Here is a 20,097-nt window from a genome sequence, read left to right as displayed (position 1 = left end):
TCCCAAGTAGATTGTCAAAGGCTCTTTTCACTTTGACGATCTACTTGGGAATGTGGAACACTCCATGAATGGTGGTTGTGCAGAAAAAACTTAATCTTTTTGTGTCCAGAATCTTGACGTAGATCCAATTCGATATTCCCTTAGCAATTCATTTACTATTCTATCCATATCAGATATGGAAAAATTTAAAGTCCGGCCTATAATTTTTTCTTTTATTTTCACTACTCTTTCCTTTTCTAAGATTTCACTTTCGTTAGATAATATAATAACTTTCATATTAGTATGTTCTAATAAATTTGAATTTATAAATCCGAAAAGTTCTTCTAGTGTTATCCCGCTGATACGTTCTAGGTCATCAAAACAAACTACAGATTTTTCTATTATTTCAGGAGTAATTTCTATAAATTTACTTTCAATGGAAGCAAGGATTTTGTTAGTAACATCCACACTCGAATGAACGGGTGTTGCCCATTCGCTAAGAGTTCTCATAAATCCGATTCCCTTACCGCTAATACTAGAGATACTAGAAGATAACTCATAAAAAAGTGATTTTTTAATATTATCTATTTTCGAAATACCATTTAAAGAGATGTAACAAAATCTAAATCCTTCTTCTTCTATAATATCTTTTGCAGTGGTTTTTAAATAATAGGTTTTTCCACTCCCCCATTCACCATTTATCTGAAGTGCGAAGTTGGTTGAAGGAGTTTTTAAATATTGTTTGATATTAATAGCAATTTGATCCATATTTACATCAACCTTTCCTAATACATTTACTTCAAAAAATATAGATTTAATTGTTCAAACTAGAGATGAATTACGTAAATTATTAAAGGAATATGAAAGAAAATAAGCCCCACCTTCCAAAGGTGAGGGCTATAAATTTTTCTTTAAGTAAAATAAAAATCACTCACAACCCCAACCGTCTTTATCTCTGTCGAATTTTGGTAAATATGCTGGATGATTGCTAGATACACCGTTTGGATAAACCTTTTTTAACTCAGTACAGTTTTTAAATCCGGTTTGTACTGGTGTCGGGGTCGGCATCGGTGTTGGAATAACCATTGGTTTTGTTTCTTCTTGTAAAACCGGTTTGCAACCAGTTGAAACATTATAGATTAACCCATTAGTAGTTACAACGATATCGCAGTAATCAGCCGTTGCATAAACCTTCGAACTTACAGATTTTAAATTACTGACTACCCCGCTATGAGGATGACCGTAACTATTATCTTCTCCGTAGCTTAATATTGTAACTTTTGGTTTTACCCTTTGTATGAAAGCTTTCGAACTACTTGTATCAGAGCCGTGATGACCTGCTTTTAGTACAGTAGCTTGTACATTAAATATATTATAGATGTCCTCTTCAATTCCTGAATCTGCATCTCCAGTTAACATGAAGGATACTTGACCATATGTCACTTTTATTACAATAGAAGCATCATTATTTTCAGTTGCATTTTCATTTGCGTGTAAAACCGTGATATCTACATTTTCATCAAGTGATATTTTATCGCCAGTCTTTGGAACTTTATAATTTATTTTATTATCACTTATAGATGTTAATAATTCAGCATAAGTTTGAGTAGTATGAGATTTGCCACTATTAATAAATGTCCCGACTGTATAATTAGACAAAACATCAATCAAACCGCCGATATGATCTTGGTCTGGATGCGTTGCAACTACATAGTCTAATTTATTGATTCCTTCAGAAGACAGATAGCTAACTATGTCACTGCCATTTTCTCCACCATCTACTAACATGGTTTTACCGTTCCCGCTTTTGATTAAAATTGAATCACCTTGACCAACATCAATAAAATGAACCTCTAAAGGAGTTTTGTTTACAATAGTTAATAGTGCAAGTTTACTTTTAGATGGAGTCTCATATTTTAATGTAGAGCTTTTCTTTACAAAAAAACCTCCGCCCAGTCCATATAACCCACCATTTGTGCCTTTATAGGTATAAATACGATATTCTTCACCCTTTTTAAGAGTACGAACTACTTTTGTATTCTTGTCTAACAGGCTAGTATTGCTTAATACAGTGATTTTACCGATTTGACCTTTCTTTAACTCCGTTTTCCCCCACATAACCTTTTGATTATCTGCATTTACTGTAGGAGTTATAAATGAAAAGACACTAAATAGTAAAACAACGACAAAAAGTACTTTTAAACACTTATTCTTCATTTATATCTTCCCCTTAGATAATATAAACTTCACAGTACTATTATCTCCAACTAGGTTCGCAAGCCCAACCATCTTTATCTCTATCATGCTTAGTTGCATATGCTGGATGCCCTTTTTGAACTCCATCTGGATAGTGTTCTTTCAAGGCAGTACAGTTTTTAAATACTGAAGGTGCCCCAGGGATAACCTCTAATCCACTGCCCACATTTGGTTGTGTTTCTGATTGTGGATTTTCAGCCATCTCTTTTAATAAAGCTAATTTTGATTTTGAAGGTGTTTCATATTTTACTTTGTCATTTTTTTGAACGAAGCTACCTCCACCTACTCCAAAAAGACCTCCGTGGTTACTTTTATAACTATAAACTCGGTACTCTTCCCCTTTTTTCATCGTTCGAACATTAGTTAGAGATCCATTGCTTTCGAGTTTTACAAGCACAGTGTCTGCAAGAATAGTTGCTTTCCCTATCTGGCCTAGTTTTAATTCCGTCTTACCCCAGATTACTTTACTTGCAGCATTTGCGTTATCAACTTTATAAGTTGCAATTCCAAGTACTAAAGTTAATAATAAAAAAATCTTCAAGAATTTCGATAACATTATGTATTCCTCCTTTTCAAATTACTTTTATAGTACATTTTGGAAACAAATAAGTCTATAGTAATATGAAAATCCACCTACCCTATTGGATGGTGGATTCATTATTAGTGAATAATATTTTCGTGATTTACCGTATTCATATCAATCAGCAATTCTAATGCAGACATTTGAGGAAGTTTATCCGCAAACATTAATGCTTTATTTACATTATAGAAAGAAAAAGCATATAGCTCCTTTTCAATTTCAAATATTCCCTGCACTCTTTTTAATAGATAAACTCTTATCGTAGGTTTATTGTTCTCATTTTCATCTAAGTTTTCACCCAAAAATAATATTCCTAATCCCTCAACTGTAGGACTTTCAATCAAATTAACCACTTCCATGTGCTCTAATTCTATTGGTATTCTCAAATTAAACATAAATTATCCCCCTTCTTAATACATATATTCAATGCAAAAAAGGGTAATCCTTCTTTTTTTGTAAAATTAATTCCATAATTATATTATGATCTCATAAATACGTCTCTTATAATTATTCCAATACTTTACATCGACTATCTCATCCAACTTCAATAAATACGATTTGAACACATCTTCCATTTCAAATTGTTTTTGGCTTCAAATCAATCATTGTAATTCTTCCGATATGTAAGATGAACTCCAATTTTTCCATGTCTTTATTTCTACATCCTCATTGAGTTACATAGCAATTTCAATTATTTTCCTGAATAACAAAATAAGAATAAGAGATTAAAAATGATAACTACACAAGTAGTTGTATGTAGTATCTTTTATTTTTATTTAAACAAGCATCTGAAACGAGAGGCATTATTATTTAAATAAAAATAGAATTTTTTGCTTGCTGCAAAAGCAAACGAACGTTCGTATAATGGAATACAAGGAGGGAACGAATGTGCGTATAAATATTTTGAAAGTACTAGAACATGGAAAAATCCCTGAAATGATTTACATGAAAGACAATGGTGAAATGAGTAAAAGGACAATTAAGGTATTAAGTATTTCAAAGGATTCTATAAATGCATATTGTTTTCTGAGAGGTACCAATAGAACTTTTAAAATAAAAAATGTACTCGCATTCATTCCAGTAATTAATGAAGAAAGCATGGTGATCTAAATGGGTTTTTTCGATGAAATGATGGACCACCAATTAGATTTATCACAGGTGAAAGATAGAGGTAATAAAAAGTGGGTAGCCATGATGCTCCCTGAGCACTTGAAACTTATTCGTGAATACGTTGATGATCAAAAGAAAATACCTAAACCTGTGCTGGATGAGTGGGACCTTGATATTATTCAAGAAAATATTCAAATTGCCATGAAACGAAATGTAGATGTTGAAGTGAAGACATGGAAAAATGGAGAGTTCAATTTTCAAATTGGAAGTATCTCGTGGGTTGATTTAAAGGGAAGAACTATTGAAATGGAAGATGTTTTTAAATCGAATGTAATACAATTGGATGATATTGTAGATGTTACTGTATTAGAATAGAGTCGAGGTGTAGTAAATGGATAATAATCAAAAAGAAGAACTAAATCAATTAATAGAAGCATTGATGCAGAAGATGCCTCGAGAAAGAGTAATGGATACATTGAATCAACTACTACATATGCCAAATGAAGACCTTGAAGAACTATCAGAGTATTGTCGTATACTTGATGAAAGAGAAACCACCAACCAGTAAATATGGAAGGTGGTATTTTTATAATAAAGCTCAGTTAACCAATATTGCTGATTTTTATTAATTAAATGACCAATTTTTAGGCACTATTTGTATGTTCTTATTTAACTAAAGCACCCGTTACTTTAAGTACAATCCTTCACAAACTTTAAAAGGAAATGGTTATTTATTTAGGACTTAACACTGAATTAGTTGAGAATCTCTCCCTAAATTTAATTAGAAACTAAATAGAGCCACCACAATAACTAATAAAGAGACTGGTATAAAAAACATTCCCAAACTATTTTTACCTTTATTTTTAAATTCCTCTATTCCTATAATTGCAATAAAAATTCCAAGTAATAAAGATGATATTGGACCATACGAAAAATTTTTTGTAATTAAGCCGTATGCTGAAACTGCCATTACAACTAAAGCAAGAATTATTTTAATGATTTTCAACTGAATTCCTCCTCGAATTATTCACTATCTGCCGAGTTATTTGAAGAAGAAAGGAGCATTACCGTTGTTCAAGTAATGCACGACATTTGTATAAGTACATTTGAAACAACAGTTATCTAGAGTAATTATGAAAACACCAAACAATAAGAATCATACTCACTATTCCCCAAACTGTGGTACCCACTATCCACCAAATTATGGATTTAGCTTTTGTTGAACTTTCCTCGCCTTCCATATTTACTTTTATAAAAGCGAGCTTACTTTCCATACCTTTTTTCATAGAAGTAAGAACAACAAATCCGATTATTATGAAACCAATAGTTATCCAGAGTAATAAATCCACCTTTTATACCTCCCTTTTTTGTGAATTACTTTCCTTTCAATCTTCTTTATTCATGCGGCTTTAGTTCAATTAGAAAAAAATGCTTTACCCCTTCTTGAAGTAAAGCACTACACTACATTGAAGAAGCTCTTTAGTTTTTTGTGTCAATTAAGCACAATATATTAAATATTAATTTTCGTTGAACACTCTTTACAGATAAACTTGCCTTCTAGATTTAAATAAGCTTTGATTTCAGTAAATCCTTTTCGCTTCGGATATCGAATTTGGACAAATACTTCTTCATCGTCCTTGATTTCTTTATCACACCTAATACATTTTGGAATTATAAGTGCCATCATATTACCTCCTATCTTTTAATACCGCTACCTCTCTACTTTAATACGGTTGAAGTAAATAGAAGTTCCAATTTCAATAAAGTTAACTACTTAAAATCAACAAAAGTTCATTTCTGCTTATTGAACTAAACTGCCGCGTTAGTTTTATAAGAAAAAAATGCTTTACCCCCTCTTGAAGTAAAGCAAGCCGATAGTTGTATAAGTACCTTATCTTTTATTACACATTATAGTCGTACTGCTACATTATTCTGTAACTTCTACTAACTTACCGTCAACTACTTTCAATACAGGACTTTCAAATGCTTTTCGCATATACTCGTAATCATCTTTTAAATCCTCTAATGATTCGGCAGGCATTATTTCACCCCATGCATGAGGGACATGATTTTTATCATAATGAACCTCGCATATCTCAAAGTAAGATTTATCGCTTTTAGGGTATTTATCTTCCACAACTCTATAATTCCAGTACATAATAATCTCCTTCCTTGCTATGCCTTATGTGTCAAATGCGACATACAGATTCTCATTCTCTTCTTCAACTAAAGCACCCGTTAGTTTAAGTAGAAACCTTCACAATCTCTTGATTCTATTCGAATAATGGCATAATATGCTCTTTAATCAATTCAATTCTGTCTTTGGCACGTGGCATAAAGCGAGAAGCAATAGTAACTACCATTTTCTTTTTGGGTTTTATGAAAATTACATTTCCACCATCCCCCAAAGCTGCATAGCAATCATCAACAATCCACCACAAGTAACCATAAGACAACTCTCCCCATCGACTTTTTTCCTTTGTGCTTTCCTCTATCCATTTAGAAGATAGGATTTGATTACCGTTCCATAAACCTCCACTTAAATATAACTGACCTATTTTTGCCATATCCTGTGGCGTTAAAGTAAGCCCCCAACCGGCGGTGTTTACACCTTTAGGGTCTACTACCCAACCAGTTACATATTTATCCTTAAGAAAAGCAAAATAATCTTCTTTATTTTGTATAAATGCATTATTAGGAGCTTTGATTTCAAGAGGTTTAAACAAGCTCTCAGTAGCAAAATCAATCACAGATTGACCAGTTGCATTTTTAAGAACACCTGATAAAATATGTGTGCCAACGGTAGAATATTTAAACTCTCCAATACCGCCTTTTCCCCCTAGCAAATCCAATGTAGCTTTTACCCAGTCATCACTTGTATAAATCTTTGTATATGGCTCCGCCTTGTATTTATATGGTGCAGTCATTGTCATTAAATTTTTTATGGTGACATTCTGTATTGTTTTTTCGCCACGCCTAACTGTGTAATCCGGAAAAAATTCTAATACTTTCTGTTCTATATTTTTAATGTATCCTTTATCTATTGCAATACCAATAAGAACAGATATTATACTTTTTGTTACAGATGCTATATGCAATACATCATCTTTGGTGTACCCATCAAAATATTTTTCATAAATCAAACTTCCATCTTTTCTAATAGCAATGCCTGCTATATTGGAATATTCTTTTTTTATTAAATCTTCAAAGTTAGAAATAGGATTTTTATTCATTCTTACCTCTTCGTATTGACATATTGACGTCAAATATATCAATCCACTCCTTTCGTTAAAATGATTAATCAATATTGATGTATTAAGAATAATTTGTTATAAAATTATTATCAATTCTTTTTTACAATAAATAACAATGTTAAAAAGGATGAATGAATCACTTTTCTAATCGGAGTATTGATTACTTTAGGTAGTGACCTTACCCCTTTTAATAATTAGCGTTGAAAATAGTCCACAAAAACATATCCTTATAAAACCACTTTTTTCTAATTTAAAATTTTTCTTATTGAGCTAACCTGCTGCTTTAGTTTAATAAAAAAAGGCTTTACTCCTTCTTGAAGTAAAGCACCAGTTATTTGATCAAGATTATAGAGAAAATTCGGAATTTTCGCATTTAAAATATCTTAATACGGTATGTTTATTTATATTATTCATAGGGGGTGACCTAATGGGGGTCCCGTCAGATTTATGCGGATTTACAACGTTAAGCAAAGAATGTTACCAAACGATGGTTTGGTAACATTCTTTGTTTAACTAACGGGCTAATTAATTGAAAAGGATACATACAATAATCGCATTCGTCAGACATATGAAAGTAGTTTGAAGTGCTTTTGAAGAATGGTACCGATAAAAACAAAATAAAACGCTTAACCAATTGTTAAGCGTTTTATCTCTATTATAAATAAAATTCATAACTATAACAGCTGAATAGACACAATAATAAATTGTAACCAGTTCTTAATAGACACCTTTTGATTATTCTTAACTTTTACTTGTTGATATTCAATGTTTAAATTTCTATTTCATAATTTCGATAGCATATAAAAACGCCTTGTATGTTCATTTCTAATCCATAACAAAACCACCATCAACAACTAAATTTTGCCCAGTGATGGCACGTGCCCATGGAGATGCAAAAAATAACGCTACGTCCGCTAACTCCTTTGGGGTTGTCACTCTTTGTAAAGGTGTTGTGGCTTCAATCATTTGAAATACTTCTGCTGTCGTCACTTTACTTGCATCCGTTTGTTTTAAGAGTCCACCAGACATCATATTAACTGTAATGCCATACGCACCTACCTCTTTCGCCATGTTACGTGTAAATCCAAGCAATGCTGCTTTGGCTGTTGTATATTCATGATAAGCTACTACCGGATGCTGAAATAAGTTTGTCCCAATATTGATAATACGACCAAATCCTAGTTCCTTCATATCCTGAATACATGCTTGAATACTGTTCAAGGTACCCTTAATGGTTCCTTCAAATTGTTTATTGTAATCGGTCCATTGAAGCTCAAACACATTTTTTTGCGTCAGAGGGTTAAATTCAAAATCAATCAATGCATTATTCACAATGGTAGTGATCGGCGTATGAAAATGTTGTTTTGCCGTTTCGACCATTTGCTGCACTTCTTGTTGATTGCGTACATCTGCTTGTAAAGCGATTACCTTCTTACCGAGCTCTTTTGCCAATGCTTCAGCTTTTTCTTGACTCTTGTAGTAATTGATCACCACATTAGCCCCTTCTTTAACAAATGCTCGAACGAGTTGTTCTCCAACACCTCTACTTGCGCCCGTAACTAATACGGTTTGTTTATCTAGTTCCATTAGTCGTTCTCCTAACTTAATTTTTGTATCGTCTTTTTTAAATCTGCACTTTCACAAATAACAGAAATAACCGCTACACCATCAGCTCCACTTGCTCGAATTTTGTGAGCATTGTGTTCATCAATGCCCCCAATCCCGACAATACAATCGGAAAATCCGGGTATTGCTTTCTTGCAGTTTGTAGAAAATCGAGCCCTGCCGGTGGTTTTGCATCATGCTTTGATTTCGTTGGATAAATGGGACCGATGCCTACATAATCAGCTTCGTTTCTTACAGCCTGGGCTAGCTCCTGTTCATTATGTACAGAAACCCCCACAATTTTATCTTTGGCAAGTGTGCGAAATTCGGTGATAATCACATCATCTTGCCCCACATGAATCCCATCCGCATCCATTTTTAGTGCCAATTCGATGTCGTCATTCACAATAAAGGGCACGTTATACGCTTTGCACAGTTTTTGACAGGCAAACGCAAACGCCTCATAAGCTGCACCCGTTAAACAGCCTTCTCCTTTTTCACGGAATTGGAAACAAGAAATACCTGTTTGCAATGTTTTTTCAAGTGTTTCAAGAGGCTCCTTGCTATTTTGCGTTCCCATAATAAAATAAACATTCAACATATTACGATTCATAAATCAGTACCTCGCATTTTCCTTCTGCACATTTGTACGCAAAATGATTGGTAGGTCCATGACCTTGACCAATAGATAAAGGGTTGGAAATGGCTAAATGTATAAATTTCTTTGCCTCGATCATGGCTTCTTTCATTAATAAGCCTTTCGCTAACTGTGCCGTAAGGGCTGCTGAAAATGTACAGCCTGTGCCATGCGTATCTTTTGTTTGTACACGTGGTGTTGTCATCGTAAAATGCCCGCCGTTCCAATACACCGTATCAGTCGCCAATTCTCCATCTAGATGCCCGCCTTTCATGACAACACATTGTACGCCTAACGCTAATAATTCGCCCGCTGCTTGGTCAATCTGTTGTTTCGTTTGGACCGTTCGACCTGTTAGTACCTCTGCTTCTGGGATATTCGGGGTACAAATGGTTGCAATCGGTAATAATTGTTCCTTCATCGCACGTATCTCCTGCTGCTGTAACAAACTAGCGCCTCCTTTTGCGATCATGACGGGGTCCACTATTAACGGAACTTGCTGCTCTTTCAGCAACGCAACTACGCCTTCAATAATTCCTGCATCAAACAACATGCCTGTTTTGATCGCTTTTACATCAAAATCATCGAGTACGGCCTTTAGCTGTGCTTGTACAAACGATGCAGTTATTGGAAAAATCCCATGCACACCTGTTGTATTTTGTGCAGTTAATGCCGTAATGACCGATGTGCCAAACACCCCTAATTCCTGAAATGTTTTCAGATCTGCTTGAATTCCAGCGCCGCCACCACTGTCTGAACCTGCTATTGTACATGCAATCATTTTGTTCCCTCCGCTAATCGTTCTAAATGGTTCAGTACATTTTCATGCAACGTACCAATCGGCCCATAAGCCCATTCACTTATCTGTTTATATTCACGAATTAAATTCGCTAAATCCGAAAAAGGCTCTGTACTACTTGCAAGTAGAGCTGCACAAATCGCACTAAGTAAACAGCCACTGCCCGTCACTTTTGTGATCTTTTCATGACCGCCCGTAATCAGTGCCACTTGAACACCGTCTGTTAATACATCTGTTTCTCCTGTGACAATGACCAAGCAATTATAGTTCCTTGCAACGGTTTTGGCTGTTTGTACAACATCGAGTTTCCCTGAACCGCTATCCACACCTTTTGAATGCCAATTGACACCGGCAATGGCAGCCAGTTCTCCTATATTACAGCAAATTAAGCTCACCTTTAACTGTTGTAATAAGGCAAGCGTTGTACGCGTACGAAAAACGGTTGCCCCTGCACCAACAGGATCTAACACAATTGGCACATGGTGCGTATTTGCACTTTGGCCAGCCACTTGCATCGAAGAAATGGTGCGTTCATTAAGTGTCCCAATATTGAGAAGTAATGCGTCCGCTTTACTCGCCATTTCGGCTACTTCCTCTTGTGCATCAGCCATCACAGGGGAAGCACCAATCACCAGCAAGCCATTTGCAGTGAAATTCGCCACGACATAGTTTGTGATGCAATGTACAAGAGGTTTTTGTGTATTAATTTTTTGCAGGCTCAACGATATACACCTCCTGCATCCAATTTTGCATCGTCCAAGCCATTTCCCAAAACTGCCATTCATAGTAACAACTTTTCTTAAAATGCTCATATAACCATTTTTCTTTTTCCTGTTGCTCTGCTGCTAAACGATTCATCATTCACTTTTGCTTTTCGATCGTTTCTTTCATCTTGTCTGATCCATATAGGGCAATCCATTGGCAATATAACGGTATATTAGGCGAAGCGTGTTTTATTTTTTGCCCGATTTCTTGATACAGCCACGGGCAAGGTAAAATCGCTGCAAATGCTTCTGCGACATCTCCAGTATGAACCGCCTGATACATATGACTCACATAGTTATAGGTTGCAGGTGCTGCTTCAAATTGTTCAATTTCCTCAGCTGTAACGCCTAAATCCTTAAACGTCGTACGATGAAGTTCCAACTCGGCTTCATGAATAAATCGTGCCGTGTCTAAAAAATAGTTAATATCCTCTTCATTTGTTGCTTTCGCTGCTGCAAGCGCCAGGACTTTTGTGTAATGCTTTAAATAATACGCATCTTGTAGCATATAAAACTTAAATTTCTCTAACGGCAAAGTTCCATCTGCAATGCCTCGTACAAATGGATGCTCGAAGCTTGCCTCAAAATAAACATTCGTTTCTTTCCTCACTTTTTCACAAAATTCCATACATAGTCCTCCTCATATGTGGACGTAAGCGCAAAAAAAAGGCGTCTCTAAAAATAGAGACGCCAAAAAAGTGTAAACTACACCACTAATTGCTCCCTACGTCAGTGTTAACTGTCAGGTTCTAAGGGTCAGGTTTTAACCTTCTCAACACCAAAGTGTCCCCCCGCAATTAAAGTATTTGCATAAGAAAGGCTCCACGTAAAAAATACGCGGAGCCTTAGTAAGTACAAATTCATAATTTGTATGTACTTTGCTCCCTACGTCCGTATTAACGGTCAGGTTCTAAGGGTCAGATTTTACCTTCTCAACACCAATGTGTCCCCCTGCAAATGCATTTAATTAGCTTGAGTGTATCAAAACAAATGGATTTTAACAAGCTTATCTTAAACTACTACACCACTACAAATAGTCAAAAAAATATTCCCAAATCCCGCTTTGGGAACTTGTTTACATTCAATTAACGGTATAGGCAGTTCGGAATCTGTATACTAAAAACAGTTATTTAACTTCAAGCTACTGCATAAGAAGTTAAAAATTAATAAAGTTAACCCTAAGCGGACAGTTTACTCGCTGGGGTTAACTGTGAAACATTAAGTAATTTTAATTATAGGTTCTTTACTGCTTCCGGAAATAGAAAACTAATTAGTTCTTTGAACATATCTTGTTGATACATACATACTATCCTGCTTCACCCCTGCTAAATTAGTAATTTTATTAAATGCTGAAAAACATCAAGCATTAGAAATTTTCAAAAATGCATTTGGCTTATTGAACTAAACTGCCGCGTTAGTTCAATAAGCTAACTAAACAACCACCTTCGGAATTAACGGTTGGTGGTTTCTCTTTCATCTAGTATATGGCAATATTCTGCCAGCTCATCAAAGTTTTCATTTGGCATATGTAGTAGTTGATTTAATATATCTATTACTTTTTCTCGAGGCATCTTCTGCATCAATGCTTCTATTATTTGATTTTCTTTTTTATATCAACCCAAGATACTTCCGATTTGAAAATGGAACTCTCCATTTTTCTATGTCTTTTACTTACTACAATTAAAAAAGCACCGCCAGGCAAGCATAAATTAACGCTTTTAAAACATTATTTATTTTTATTGAAGGTTCATGTAACGCAACCCAAACTAAGTAACAAAAAAAGGTTAAGCTTTCAATTGACAAATCAAGTATAGTAATCCTATACTTTAATTAACTTAATGAATAGTTCTCCTAAAGGGGAGTAGCTTTTACAGCAGAGTCGTCAGTTCGGAAGATTATCCTTCCCGGCTTTGTTGGCAACTATATTGTTGTTAGCAAGACCTTTACCTAATTAGTAAAGGTCTTTATTGTAATTTAAACCTTTACCAAATCTGGTAAAGGTTTTTTGTTTACAAAAAAATATGGTCAGACATTCTTGAACTCTCATTAAAAGAAATCCTAAACAGACTGGAGTTGAAAAATGAATAATAAATTTATTTCCAGCAAGGTGAAATAAGGATGTACTATACATCAAAGTTGTTTACTATTGTAACGTCTGATATGAACTTTTTGTATAAAAAATAATGATTTTTGAGAGGATTGATTTGATTGGAACTATCAATTTTATTTGAATACGGATGGGTATTGTTACTATTAGTTGCTCTTGAAGGGTTGCTTGCAGCTGATAATGCACTGGTATTAGCCATTATGGTTAAACACCTACCAGAAGAAGAAAGGAAAAGAGCACTCTTTTATGGTTTAGCTGGCGCCTTCGTCTTCCGCTTTGCTTCTTTATTTATTATTTCATTTCTTGTGGATGTTTGGCAAATTCAGGCTATAGGGGCATTATATCTATTGTTTATCGCCATTAATCACATAGCGAGGAAACTGTTCTTTAAAAAGAAAGAAGAGAATATAGAGGAAAAAGAGAAGAAAAAATCCGGTTTTTGGGCTACAGTTTTAAAAGTTGAGTTAGCCGATATTGCTTTTGCAATTGATTCTATTCTTGCTGCGGTTGCCTTAGCCATGACTCTTCCAAATACAACTCTCCCTTCAATTGGAGGGTTAGATGGTGGAAAGTTCCTCGTTATTTTTATGGGCGGTTTGATTGGACTAATCATTATGCGTTTTGCAGCTAACTTGTTCGTTAAACTATTAAATTCACGACCAGGACTCGAAATTGCTGCATTTGCAATAGTTGGATGGGTAGGAGTAAAACTCGCTGTTTTAACATTAGGGCACCCGGATGTCGGAGTATTATCCTATGATTTTGCTCATTCTACCGAATGGAAATTATTTTTCTACACAATTTTAATTGGAATTGCAGCAACAGGATGGTTTATGTCAAAAGATAAAAACCAAAAAAAATCGTGAACTTGTGAAAGTGATTAAAGAAATTTGCAATGGGGGAAGGCTATTAAATCGTATTATTAATCCCTTTGAATGCTCTTTTTGGATCTACAAAGTTTGCATTTGTAACTACTCACTTAAAAATAAACATTCATAAAACGCTAGAAACACGGTTGATGTCGATTGCTTCCTCATTGACTTTGATGTAATTAATTTGGAGGTGAATCCCTTTAAAGGGAATATATAAGTGGATATAATTACCATATTAAATTTAGTTTTATTAGTGATTTTGATTGGCTTGACTGCTTTTTTTGTTGGATCGGAATTTGCCGTAGTCAAGATAAGAATGTCGCGGCTTGATCAATTGATCGCCGAAGGTAACAAAAAGGCAGTACTTGCGAAGAAAGTGGCTGTTAATTTAGATTATTACTTATCAGCCTGACTGCTAGGAATTTGCATTTTTATAAATTTTGAGCGTTTTTTAATTTTCATGGGAGTTCAAGAAGTGTTAGTTTTCTCTTTTTGGATTACATTAGTTTAAATAAAATTTTCTAGTAAAAAATTTAATATTTTGAATTTTTTTATTTACATTTTAGTATTTTATTTATATAATACTATTCATACAAGTTTAATAGGTTTAATAAAAAGGAGGCAACATCATGGCTAAAACATCTACATTAGTTAAAGTGTCCGCTGCGGGCAAATGGGATTCCGGTGTTAAAACCGATATCTCAATAAGAAATTTTTCTGTGTTTTCTATGGACGAACCACCAACATTAGGGGGGGGTGATGCAGGGGCAATGCCACTGGAATATGTACTTGCAGCCCTTAATGGTTGTAAAGGTGTTATGATTCCATTAGTAGCCCAAGAGTTAGACTTTGTTTTCTCGGGAATTGACTTTGAAAGTACAGGTATTGTTGATACTAAAGGACTAATGGGAGAAGAAGGCGTCTCTACATATTTCCAGAAAATTCGTTTTACCGCAAAAATACATACTGAAGAAAGTGAAGAGAGAATTGAGCAACTAAAATATGAAGTAGAACGTAGATGTCCCGTACTTAACCTATTTATTGCCGCTGGAATCAAACTTGACATCCAATGGAAGAAGATATAAACCTTTCATTAAAAATGGAATGAACATGGATAAAGATAATTTTAACTTAAATAAATTAAACTTTTTTGATTATATATAATAGAGCCTTAGGATTTTTAAATACATGTAATTAAAAAATCTCAGCATAATTATGCTGAGATTTTTGGGTTATTCTATTTATTACGTTTTCGGAATAACACAATCAGTGCAGGTAAGATCGTTAATGCACAGATTAATGATAATACCGTATCGATCACGGTGGTAATACCGAATATCACTTAAAATCGGGAAGTTCACGAAAATTAATGTGGAAAATCCAACAATCACGGTTAATCCAGAGGCTGTAATCGCTTGTCCTACTTTAGATAACGATACTATTATCGCTTCTTTTGCCTCTAAGCCTTTCGCTTCCCCAAAAACATGAAAAATAAGCTTTCCTTCACTTGTAGTAGTATCGATATTCTCTGGAAGACTAAGAAAATTTCATTAAGGGAATTTACTAAATCTATTAGGTGTTTTAAAGAACGTCCCAATTTATCCAGTTTCCAAACTACCAATGTGTCTCCCTCTCGTAAGAAATCAATAGCTTCATCCAGTCCGGTTCTTGAAGATTTCGCTCCACTAGCAACATCCGTAAATATTCGCTTGCAACCAGCATGCAATAAAGCATCTTTTTGTAAATCAAGGTTTTGTTCTTGCGTGGAAACCCTAGAGCATAACCAATCAAAATATAATCACCTCAAGTTAGTATTTCAACTTATTGTCTCATAAATCATAAAAAGTGCAGATTATGAGATTTTTTTTTGAGATGAGTTTTAAAATCTATATTAATAGTGTTTGAGGTTATTTTTTTTTAAATTAATCCAGTCTCAAAAACGAATGTTTTTGAGACTGGAAAGATCTACATACCCCTTCTTTAGATCAGCTCATCCTTGCTCGTTTTATTGATGAAGGCTATTTGGAACGACATATTACGAAGATGAAGAAGATTTATAAAAGCCGAAGAAACTTCCTTATTCATTGTTTAAAAACACATTTTCGAATAAGGTTAATATTTTCGGCTATTCAACAGGCTTACACCTAATTGTTGAATTAAATGAATCCCACTTTTCACAAGATTTACTTGGATGGATCGAACAGTTTGGAGTTAAAGTATATCCTGTAGAAAAGATCATGCTATTGAAAAAGGAAAACATCATAATCGAAATTATTCTGGGTTATGGACATCTAAAAAGGAAGAAATAAAAGAAGGCGTGACCAGACTACATCAAGCAATATTTAAATCCAAAAATTAAAGCCGATTCTTCCTTAGCGTAAGGAAAATCGGCTTTTTTCATCCAAAAATTGGCTTAGCGTATATTTTACGCGTTTTTCTGCCGGGACCCCAATTAGAACAAGCTGCCATTACAGGAAGCACTTGACTAGAGCACCCGTTAGTTGAACAAGGAACCCAGTTAACAAATAATGTCAAACGGTGTATCGAAGCCATTAAAATACAACAGAACCCATTAATTTTTTTTCATTGATCTTTTAAACTATTATTTGAATTAGCTAATTTTTCTAAAATATGAAGATTTTTAATAAATGAGCTACTGAAACTTGTGTTTTTAGCAAAATAGGAGATAAGTTTCTTTTTTGTTGTATCAATTTGTTTCTTATCAAAATAGGATAAGTCTATATATTCGATTTAACCGTATCTTGCTCTATAAAGACCGATTCTATTGATTTCTAAATGTTTATATGGAACATCAAAAAAATCATCTGCGTTACTAACGTCTAAAGATATTTCATTTAGCAGAAAATAACTAACAATTTGAGCAACTTCTTGCCATTTATAACCTGTGCTTTTTCCACTTTGAAAATCATATAATGTTCCGTCGATAATGATGTCACCATCTGCACCCCCAACAAAAGCGGAGGAAACACCAAAAGATGGATTATAGAAAATCTCGCTATTTGGAGTTACAGTTGGTATAAACTTTTCTTGAAAAACTTCACATAATTGCTCTAAATCTTTAATGATTTCATCATCAGGTTCATCGAAAAACGATTTGTCCAAAAGGTTGGTTGGAGGAAGTCCAGAACGAAAAATATGTTCTAATTTAGCTAAGAATCAAACATCTAAAATTAATTTTTTTATATCTTTTTTGTTATTTCTAAATGATTTTAAGTTGTTAATTGCTTTATTAAACCTTTTTCCAATTTTTGATTCCATTGAACCATAAAGCTCACACATTTGCTCACATAATTATTTTTTTGTGTTAATTTTATTTAACTGAGTTGATTTTAGTATTACGTAAAGCCTTGATTAAACAGGCTTTATCATACTTAATTTTTTATGATGTTAGTGATCTCGTTGCATATTTGAAAAAAAAGCCCCGAACGTGAACTGACCCAATAAAGTTAGACAAATAATTTAGGCAGCTTCTAAGATCTGTGTTCGGTATTCTACCGGGCTCAGATCTTTTAATTTTGCCTTCATTCGCTTGTGATTATAATAATCCATATATTCTTCTAATTCCTTTTCAATATGCGCCATGCTCTCAAACTCTTGTAAATAAAGCAGTTCAGACTTTAATAGGCCAAAGAAATTTTCAATGACTGCGTTATCTAAACAGTTCCCTTTACGAGACATACTCTGTGTAATTTGATGTGCTTGTAATGTCTGTTGATATTTTTTCATTTGATAATGCCAGCCTTGATCGGAATGAAGGATGACTTCGTCTCCTGGCTGGAGGCGCTGAACAGCTTCGTCTAACATATCTCCTACAAGTTGGTAGACCGGTCGATTCATGACTTTATATGCGATAATTTCCCCATTACACAAATCAAGAACAGGTGACAGATAACGTTTTTCTCCAAATAGATGGAATTCAGTCACGTCTGTTACCCATTTTTGATTCATTTTCCCTGCCTTAAAATCACGTTGTAGTACATTAGGAGCGATTTTCCCAACGTTTCCTTTATAAGAGCGATACTTCTTCATACGGACCTCACATTTTAAACCAATTTCATTCATCAAGCGGTTGATGGTCTTCGGGTCATGAGTAAAACCGTATTTCTGCAGTTCTTTCGCGATGCGACGGTAACCATAACGACCCTTATGTTCGTGATAAATGATCTTAATGGCTTCTTTTCCCGCTTCATATTTATCGACTTGATCCAATCGTTTTTCCCAGTAGTAATAAGTACTGCGTGGAATGTCAGCGACCTCAACTAAATCCACGACCTCATATTGTCCCTTTAGTTCAAAAATTACTTGCGCTTTGATTTTGTTTGTAATTTTTCCTGCGTCTGAACTAAAGCGTTTAACTTTTTTAAATAAGCATTTTCCATTTCTAAACGCTCGACTTTCGCTTGTAGAGCTTCGACTGAGTCTTCTGCTGGAGTGGATGTTGGTGATATAATTTTCTTCGTTTCTTTTTTCATGGATGGACGCCCCTTTTTCTTTGGTTCAAGCGCGTCCATTCCTTTTGTCTTAAGCAACTGTTCCCACTTATACACGGTACTAGGGGAAGAAATATTAAATGTGCTTGCAGTTTCTCGAAGAGACGCACCAGTTTTGAACATAAATTGAGTACGTCTAGTTTAAACGCTGATGAGTAACTTGTATAGTCGTCTTTCTGAAAACCATGTTCACCTTGTGCTTCAAATAGTTTTACCCAAGTAATGACTTGAGATTTAGCTGCGCCAATGCTTTCTGCAATAGTTTTATAGCTTTGGTTTCCAGTTAAATAGCGTTCCACCGCTTCTAATTTAACTTCTACTGTATATTTAGACATAAAAACACCCCGTAAATGTTAGTTAATGTCTAACATTTACGGGGCAGTTCAAACGGAGGGCTTTTTTTGTGATTATTTCTGGTAATTGTTCTACATGTTAACATTCTATCCTATTTCGTCCCTGTTGCTTTGCCCGATATAGTGCCTCATCAGCTCTACGAACTAAATCTTCCGGAACTGAAATAGAATCAGAAGGCATCGCGGCAACCCCAACACTAACAGTAACAACATTATTAACTTTTGAACCCGTGTGGGAAATCTGAATATTTTCTACAGCTGCACGAATGTTTTCCGCAATAACACACGCACCTTTTATATCCACTTCCGGCAGTACGATTACAAATTCCTCTCCACCGTAACGAGCAACAAAATAAGGTTTTTGCGATACTTTAAGATCTAATGTACTTGCCACTTGTTTTAGACAAAAATCACCACATAGATGACCATAAGTATCGTTAAAGTTCTTAAAATAATCAATATCCAGTAGAATCAGAGATAAAGGAGTAGAGTTTTTCAACACCTGTGTCGATACTTGAACAAAGTAATCGTTAAAAGAACGACGATTAGCAATTCCTGTTAATCCATCCTTATTAGATAAATCTTCTAACGTCTTATTAACTTCTAGTAGTTTTTCTTCGGCAGCCCTACGTTCAGTTGTATCTAACATCATCCCGATTACATACGGTTGTTCATTGTCACCTACATAACGCGATGAGGTTACTTTCCCCCATACTATATGTCCGTCCTTGTGAATATAACGCTTTTCTATTTGATAATAGTCGATTTTTCCTTCCATGAGTTCCCTAAAAAGTTGAATATTTTTCTCTAAATTTTCATCTAGGTAGCTTGTATCTATAAATGTCATGGTACATAAAGTTTCAGTGTCATATCCTAGTATTTCTTCTAATTTTGGATTAGCTTGAACAATACGGCCTTTTTGGTTTAAAATGACAATCCCTAATCCTGCCTTCTCATAGATAGTTCGAAATCTATCATTACTTATTTTTAATTCATTTGTTTGGAGTCTGTCTCTTTCAGCAAAATATTGCACTTTATCATATTGTGAACCTAACCACCACACAAAACAGCCTATTAATGGAACAGAAAATAATTTTGGTATCCATACTAAGTAGCCATAGATAACGTAATAATAAATATTAAACGCTATTTCTAAGATTACATACATAAGTAAACCAATTATTCTACCTCTATATTTCAAATCATCCCTCTTCTCAAAGTTAATTCTCATCAATTTAACACTGCTATTTTCTTTGTGGGTCTTTAGCTC

26 protein-coding genes, 3 pseudogenes and 2 riboswitches are annotated in these 20,097 nt (G+C 34.5%); of the genes and pseudogenes, 7 read left to right on the top strand and 22 right to left on the bottom strand.

The window, feature by feature from the left end; genetic code table 11:
- Positions 1–90 precede the first annotated feature (90 nt).
- The 4 genes from PGC35_RS07520 to PGC35_RS07505 all read right to left on the bottom strand — a co-directional run bounded on the left by PGC35_RS07520 (position 91) and on the right by PGC35_RS07505 (position 3,210).
- Positions 91–747 (bottom strand): P-loop NTPase fold protein, encoded by a 657-nt coding sequence (locus PGC35_RS07520; protein WP_375218744.1) that lies wholly within the window; start codon positions 745–747, stop codon positions 91–93.
- Positions 748–906: 159 nt separating this feature from the next.
- The gene (locus PGC35_RS07515; RefSeq protein ID WP_375218743.1) at positions 907–2,196 is read right to left on the bottom strand and encodes an MBL fold metallo-hydrolase; all 1,290 of its coding nucleotides are present in this window, start codon (positions 2,194–2,196) and stop codon (positions 907–909) included.
- Between the two features lie 40 nt (positions 2,197–2,236).
- The gene (locus PGC35_RS07510) at positions 2,237–2,791 is read right to left on the bottom strand and encodes an excalibur calcium-binding domain-containing protein (RefSeq protein ID WP_375218742.1); all 555 of its coding nucleotides are present in this window, start codon (positions 2,789–2,791) and stop codon (positions 2,237–2,239) included.
- 104 nt (positions 2,792–2,895) lie between these two features.
- Positions 2,896–3,210: a hypothetical protein gene (locus PGC35_RS07505; protein WP_375218741.1), complete on the bottom strand. Its 315-nt coding sequence runs from the start codon at positions 3,208–3,210 to the stop codon at positions 2,896–2,898.
- Positions 3,211–3,703: 493 nt separating this feature from the next.
- Between PGC35_RS07505 and PGC35_RS07500 the strand changes: the two genes are divergently transcribed.
- From PGC35_RS07500 to PGC35_RS07490, 3 genes are read left to right on the top strand one after another with little or no spacing between them, the layout of a single operon-like run.
- Positions 3,704–3,925, top strand: coding sequence for a transcriptional regulator (locus PGC35_RS07500; RefSeq protein WP_375218740.1), 222 nt, complete (start codon positions 3,704–3,706; stop codon positions 3,923–3,925).
- Positions 3,926–4,300, top strand: coding sequence for a YolD-like family protein (locus tag PGC35_RS07495; protein ID WP_375218739.1), 375 nt, complete (start codon positions 3,926–3,928; stop codon positions 4,298–4,300).
- Between the two features lie 16 nt (positions 4,301–4,316).
- Positions 4,317–4,493 carry a hypothetical protein gene (locus PGC35_RS07490; RefSeq protein WP_375218738.1) on the top strand — a complete coding sequence of 59 codons (177 nt, stop codon included), beginning with the start codon at positions 4,317–4,319 and terminating at the stop codon, positions 4,491–4,493.
- A 213-nt stretch (positions 4,494–4,706) separates the two neighbouring features.
- On the opposite strand, the gene PGC35_RS07485 is transcribed toward PGC35_RS07490, so the two are convergent.
- The 13 genes from PGC35_RS07485 to PGC35_RS07425 all read right to left on the bottom strand — a co-directional run bounded on the left by PGC35_RS07485 (position 4,707) and on the right by PGC35_RS07425 (position 12,564).
- The gene (locus PGC35_RS07485; protein ID WP_375218737.1) at positions 4,707–4,931 is read right to left on the bottom strand and encodes a DUF3953 domain-containing protein; all 225 of its coding nucleotides are present in this window, start codon (positions 4,929–4,931) and stop codon (positions 4,707–4,709) included.
- Between the two features lie 112 nt (positions 4,932–5,043).
- On the bottom strand, positions 5,044–5,274 hold the full coding sequence (locus tag PGC35_RS07480) for a hypothetical protein (protein ID WP_375218736.1): 231 nt from the start codon (positions 5,272–5,274) through the stop codon (positions 5,044–5,046).
- 161 nt (positions 5,275–5,435) lie between these two features.
- Entirely contained in the window at positions 5,436–5,609 is a 174-nt protein-coding gene (locus PGC35_RS07475) for a Fe3+ hydroxamate ABC transporter substrate-binding protein (RefSeq protein WP_375218735.1), read from the bottom strand.
- A 243-nt stretch (positions 5,610–5,852) separates the two neighbouring features.
- Positions 5,853–6,083, bottom strand: a complete 231-nt coding sequence (locus tag PGC35_RS07470; protein ID WP_375218734.1) for a hypothetical protein — start codon at positions 6,081–6,083, stop codon at positions 5,853–5,855.
- A gap of 115 nt (positions 6,084–6,198) precedes the next feature.
- Positions 6,199–7,158 (bottom strand): serine hydrolase domain-containing protein, encoded by a 960-nt coding sequence (locus PGC35_RS07465; RefSeq protein ID WP_375218733.1) that lies wholly within the window; start codon positions 7,156–7,158, stop codon positions 6,199–6,201.
- A gap of 846 nt (positions 7,159–8,004) precedes the next feature.
- Positions 8,005–8,766 carry a 3-oxoacyl-ACP reductase gene (locus PGC35_RS07460; RefSeq protein ID WP_375218732.1) on the bottom strand — a complete coding sequence of 254 codons (762 nt, stop codon included), beginning with the start codon at positions 8,764–8,766 and terminating at the stop codon, positions 8,005–8,007.
- An 11-nt stretch (positions 8,767–8,777) separates the two neighbouring features.
- Positions 8,778–8,891, bottom strand: coding sequence for a hypothetical protein (locus tag PGC35_RS07455; protein WP_375218755.1), 114 nt, complete (start codon positions 8,889–8,891; stop codon positions 8,778–8,780).
- Positions 8,840–9,397: a thiamine phosphate synthase gene (gene thiE, locus PGC35_RS07450; protein WP_375218731.1), complete on the bottom strand. Its 558-nt coding sequence runs from the start codon at positions 9,395–9,397 to the stop codon at positions 8,840–8,842. Before thiE ends, PGC35_RS07455 begins: the two co-directional genes overlap by 52 nt.
- Positions 9,387–10,202: a bifunctional hydroxymethylpyrimidine kinase/phosphomethylpyrimidine kinase gene (thiD, locus tag PGC35_RS07445; RefSeq protein ID WP_375218730.1), complete on the bottom strand. Its 816-nt coding sequence runs from the start codon at positions 10,200–10,202 to the stop codon at positions 9,387–9,389. Before thiD ends, thiE begins: the two co-directional genes overlap by 11 nt.
- Entirely contained in the window at positions 10,199–10,942 is a 744-nt protein-coding gene (gene thiM, locus PGC35_RS07440; RefSeq protein ID WP_375218729.1) for a hydroxyethylthiazole kinase, read from the bottom strand. Before thiM ends, thiD begins: the two co-directional genes overlap by 4 nt.
- Entirely contained in the window at positions 10,923–11,081 is a 159-nt protein-coding gene (locus PGC35_RS07435; protein ID WP_375218728.1) for a hypothetical protein, read from the bottom strand. The genes thiM and PGC35_RS07435 overlap by 20 nt, the downstream gene beginning before the upstream one ends.
- Positions 11,082–11,612, bottom strand: a complete 531-nt coding sequence (gene tenA / locus PGC35_RS07430) for a thiaminase II (protein ID WP_375218727.1) — start codon at positions 11,610–11,612, stop codon at positions 11,082–11,084. It abuts the gene before it with no gap.
- Positions 11,613–11,688: 76 nt separating this feature from the next.
- A riboswitch (TPP riboswitch) is annotated at positions 11,689–11,787 on the bottom strand.
- Between the two features lie 62 nt (positions 11,788–11,849).
- Positions 11,850–11,947: riboswitch (TPP riboswitch) on the bottom strand.
- Between the two features lie 488 nt (positions 11,948–12,435).
- Positions 12,436–12,564, bottom strand: coding sequence for a hypothetical protein (locus tag PGC35_RS07425; RefSeq protein WP_375218726.1), 129 nt, complete (start codon positions 12,562–12,564; stop codon positions 12,436–12,438).
- A gap of 628 nt (positions 12,565–13,192) precedes the next feature.
- Here PGC35_RS07425 and PGC35_RS07420 point away from each other — a divergent pair.
- The 3 genes and pseudogenes from PGC35_RS07420 (at position 13,193) to PGC35_RS07410 (ending at position 15,048) form a co-directional block, all read left to right on the top strand.
- Positions 13,193–13,957 carry a TerC family protein gene (locus PGC35_RS07420; protein WP_375218725.1) on the top strand — a complete coding sequence of 255 codons (765 nt, stop codon included), beginning with the start codon at positions 13,193–13,195 and terminating at the stop codon, positions 13,955–13,957.
- Positions 13,958–14,180: 223 nt separating this feature from the next.
- A pseudogene (locus PGC35_RS07415) lies at positions 14,181–14,372 on the top strand (CNNM domain-containing protein); the annotation flags it as partial.
- Positions 14,373–14,592: 220 nt separating this feature from the next.
- Positions 14,593–15,048, top strand: coding sequence for an OsmC family protein (locus tag PGC35_RS07410; RefSeq protein WP_375218724.1), 456 nt, complete (start codon positions 14,593–14,595; stop codon positions 15,046–15,048).
- A 159-nt stretch (positions 15,049–15,207) separates the two neighbouring features.
- Here the strand turns inward: PGC35_RS07410 and PGC35_RS07405 are convergent, their stop codons facing one another.
- Entirely contained in the window at positions 15,208–15,375 is a 168-nt protein-coding gene (locus tag PGC35_RS07405) for a hypothetical protein (protein ID WP_375218754.1), read from the bottom strand.
- A gap of 47 nt (positions 15,376–15,422) precedes the next feature.
- Positions 15,423–15,689, bottom strand: a complete 267-nt coding sequence (locus tag PGC35_RS07400) for a recombinase family protein (RefSeq protein ID WP_375218723.1) — start codon at positions 15,687–15,689, stop codon at positions 15,423–15,425.
- 230 nt (positions 15,690–15,919) lie between these two features.
- Here PGC35_RS07400 and PGC35_RS07395 point away from each other — a divergent pair.
- Positions 15,920–16,322, top strand: a pseudogene (locus tag PGC35_RS07395) (MocR-like pyridoxine biosynthesis transcription factor PdxR); the annotation flags it as partial.
- 392 nt (positions 16,323–16,714) lie between these two features.
- On the opposite strand, the gene PGC35_RS07390 reads toward PGC35_RS07395, so the two are convergent.
- The 3 genes and pseudogenes from PGC35_RS07390 to PGC35_RS07380 form a co-directional block, all read right to left on the bottom strand.
- Positions 16,715–17,086 (bottom strand): hypothetical protein, encoded by a 372-nt coding sequence (locus PGC35_RS07390; RefSeq protein WP_375218722.1) that lies wholly within the window; start codon positions 17,084–17,086, stop codon positions 16,715–16,717.
- A gap of 357 nt (positions 17,087–17,443) precedes the next feature.
- Positions 17,444–18,809, bottom strand: a pseudogene (locus PGC35_RS07385) (IS3 family transposase).
- Positions 18,810–18,906: 97 nt separating this feature from the next.
- On the bottom strand, positions 18,907–20,028 hold the full coding sequence (locus PGC35_RS07380) for a sensor domain-containing diguanylate cyclase (protein WP_375218721.1): 1,122 nt from the start codon (positions 20,026–20,028) through the stop codon (positions 18,907–18,909).
- Positions 20,029–20,097: the final 69 nt, after the last annotated feature.

Source organism: Psychrobacillus sp. PGGUH221, assembly GCF_042055255.1.
GTDB lineage: Bacteria > Bacillota > Bacilli > Bacillales_A > Planococcaceae > Psychrobacillus.
Note: the sequence above shows the minus strand (reverse complement) of the source record. Positions and strands in the feature narration are given on the sequence as shown.

Bases quoted from the DNA above. Each gene is read 5' to 3' on its own strand.
- PGC35_RS07425 (WP_375218726.1), bottom strand. From the start codon at position 12,564: ATGCAGAAGATGCCTCGAGAAAAAGTAATAGATATATTAAATCAACTA.
- PGC35_RS07465 (WP_375218733.1), bottom strand. From the start codon at position 7,158: ATGAATAAAAATCCTATTTCTAACTTTGAAGATTTAATAAAAAAAGAA.
- PGC35_RS07475 (WP_375218735.1), bottom strand. From the start codon at position 5,609: ATGGCACTTATAATTCCAAAATGTATTAGGTGTGATAAAGAAATCAAG.
- thiD (WP_375218730.1), bottom strand. From the start codon at position 10,202: ATGATTGCATGTACAATAGCAGGTTCAGACAGTGGTGGCGGCGCTGGA.
- PGC35_RS07510 (WP_375218742.1), bottom strand. From the start codon at position 2,791: ATGTTATCGAAATTCTTGAAGATTTTTTTATTATTAACTTTAGTACTT.
- PGC35_RS07410 (WP_375218724.1), top strand. From the start codon at position 14,593: ATGGCTAAAACATCTACATTAGTTAAAGTGTCCGCTGCGGGCAAATGG.
- PGC35_RS07505 (WP_375218741.1), bottom strand. From the start codon at position 3,210: ATGTTTAATTTGAGAATACCAATAGAATTAGAGCACATGGAAGTGGTT.
- PGC35_RS07515 (WP_375218743.1), bottom strand. From the start codon at position 2,196: ATGAAGAATAAGTGTTTAAAAGTACTTTTTGTCGTTGTTTTACTATTT.
- PGC35_RS07435 (WP_375218728.1), bottom strand. From the start codon at position 11,081: ATGATGAATCGTTTAGCAGCAGAGCAACAGGAAAAAGAAAAATGGTTA.
- PGC35_RS07460 (WP_375218732.1), bottom strand. From the start codon at position 8,766: ATGGAACTAGATAAACAAACCGTATTAGTTACGGGCGCAAGTAGAGGT.
- PGC35_RS07470 (WP_375218734.1), bottom strand. From the start codon at position 6,083: ATGTACTGGAATTATAGAGTTGTGGAAGATAAATACCCTAAAAGCGAT.
- tenA (WP_375218727.1), bottom strand. From the start codon at position 11,612: ATGGAATTTTGTGAAAAAGTGAGGAAAGAAACGAATGTTTATTTTGAG.
- PGC35_RS07520 (WP_375218744.1), bottom strand. From the start codon at position 747: ATGGATCAAATTGCTATTAATATCAAACAATATTTAAAAACTCCTTCA.
- PGC35_RS07495 (WP_375218739.1), top strand. From the start codon at position 3,926: ATGGGTTTTTTCGATGAAATGATGGACCACCAATTAGATTTATCACAG.
- PGC35_RS07490 (WP_375218738.1), top strand. From the start codon at position 4,317: ATGGATAATAATCAAAAAGAAGAACTAAATCAATTAATAGAAGCATTG.
- thiE (WP_375218731.1), bottom strand. From the start codon at position 9,397: ATGAATCGTAATATGTTGAATGTTTATTTTATTATGGGAACGCAAAAT.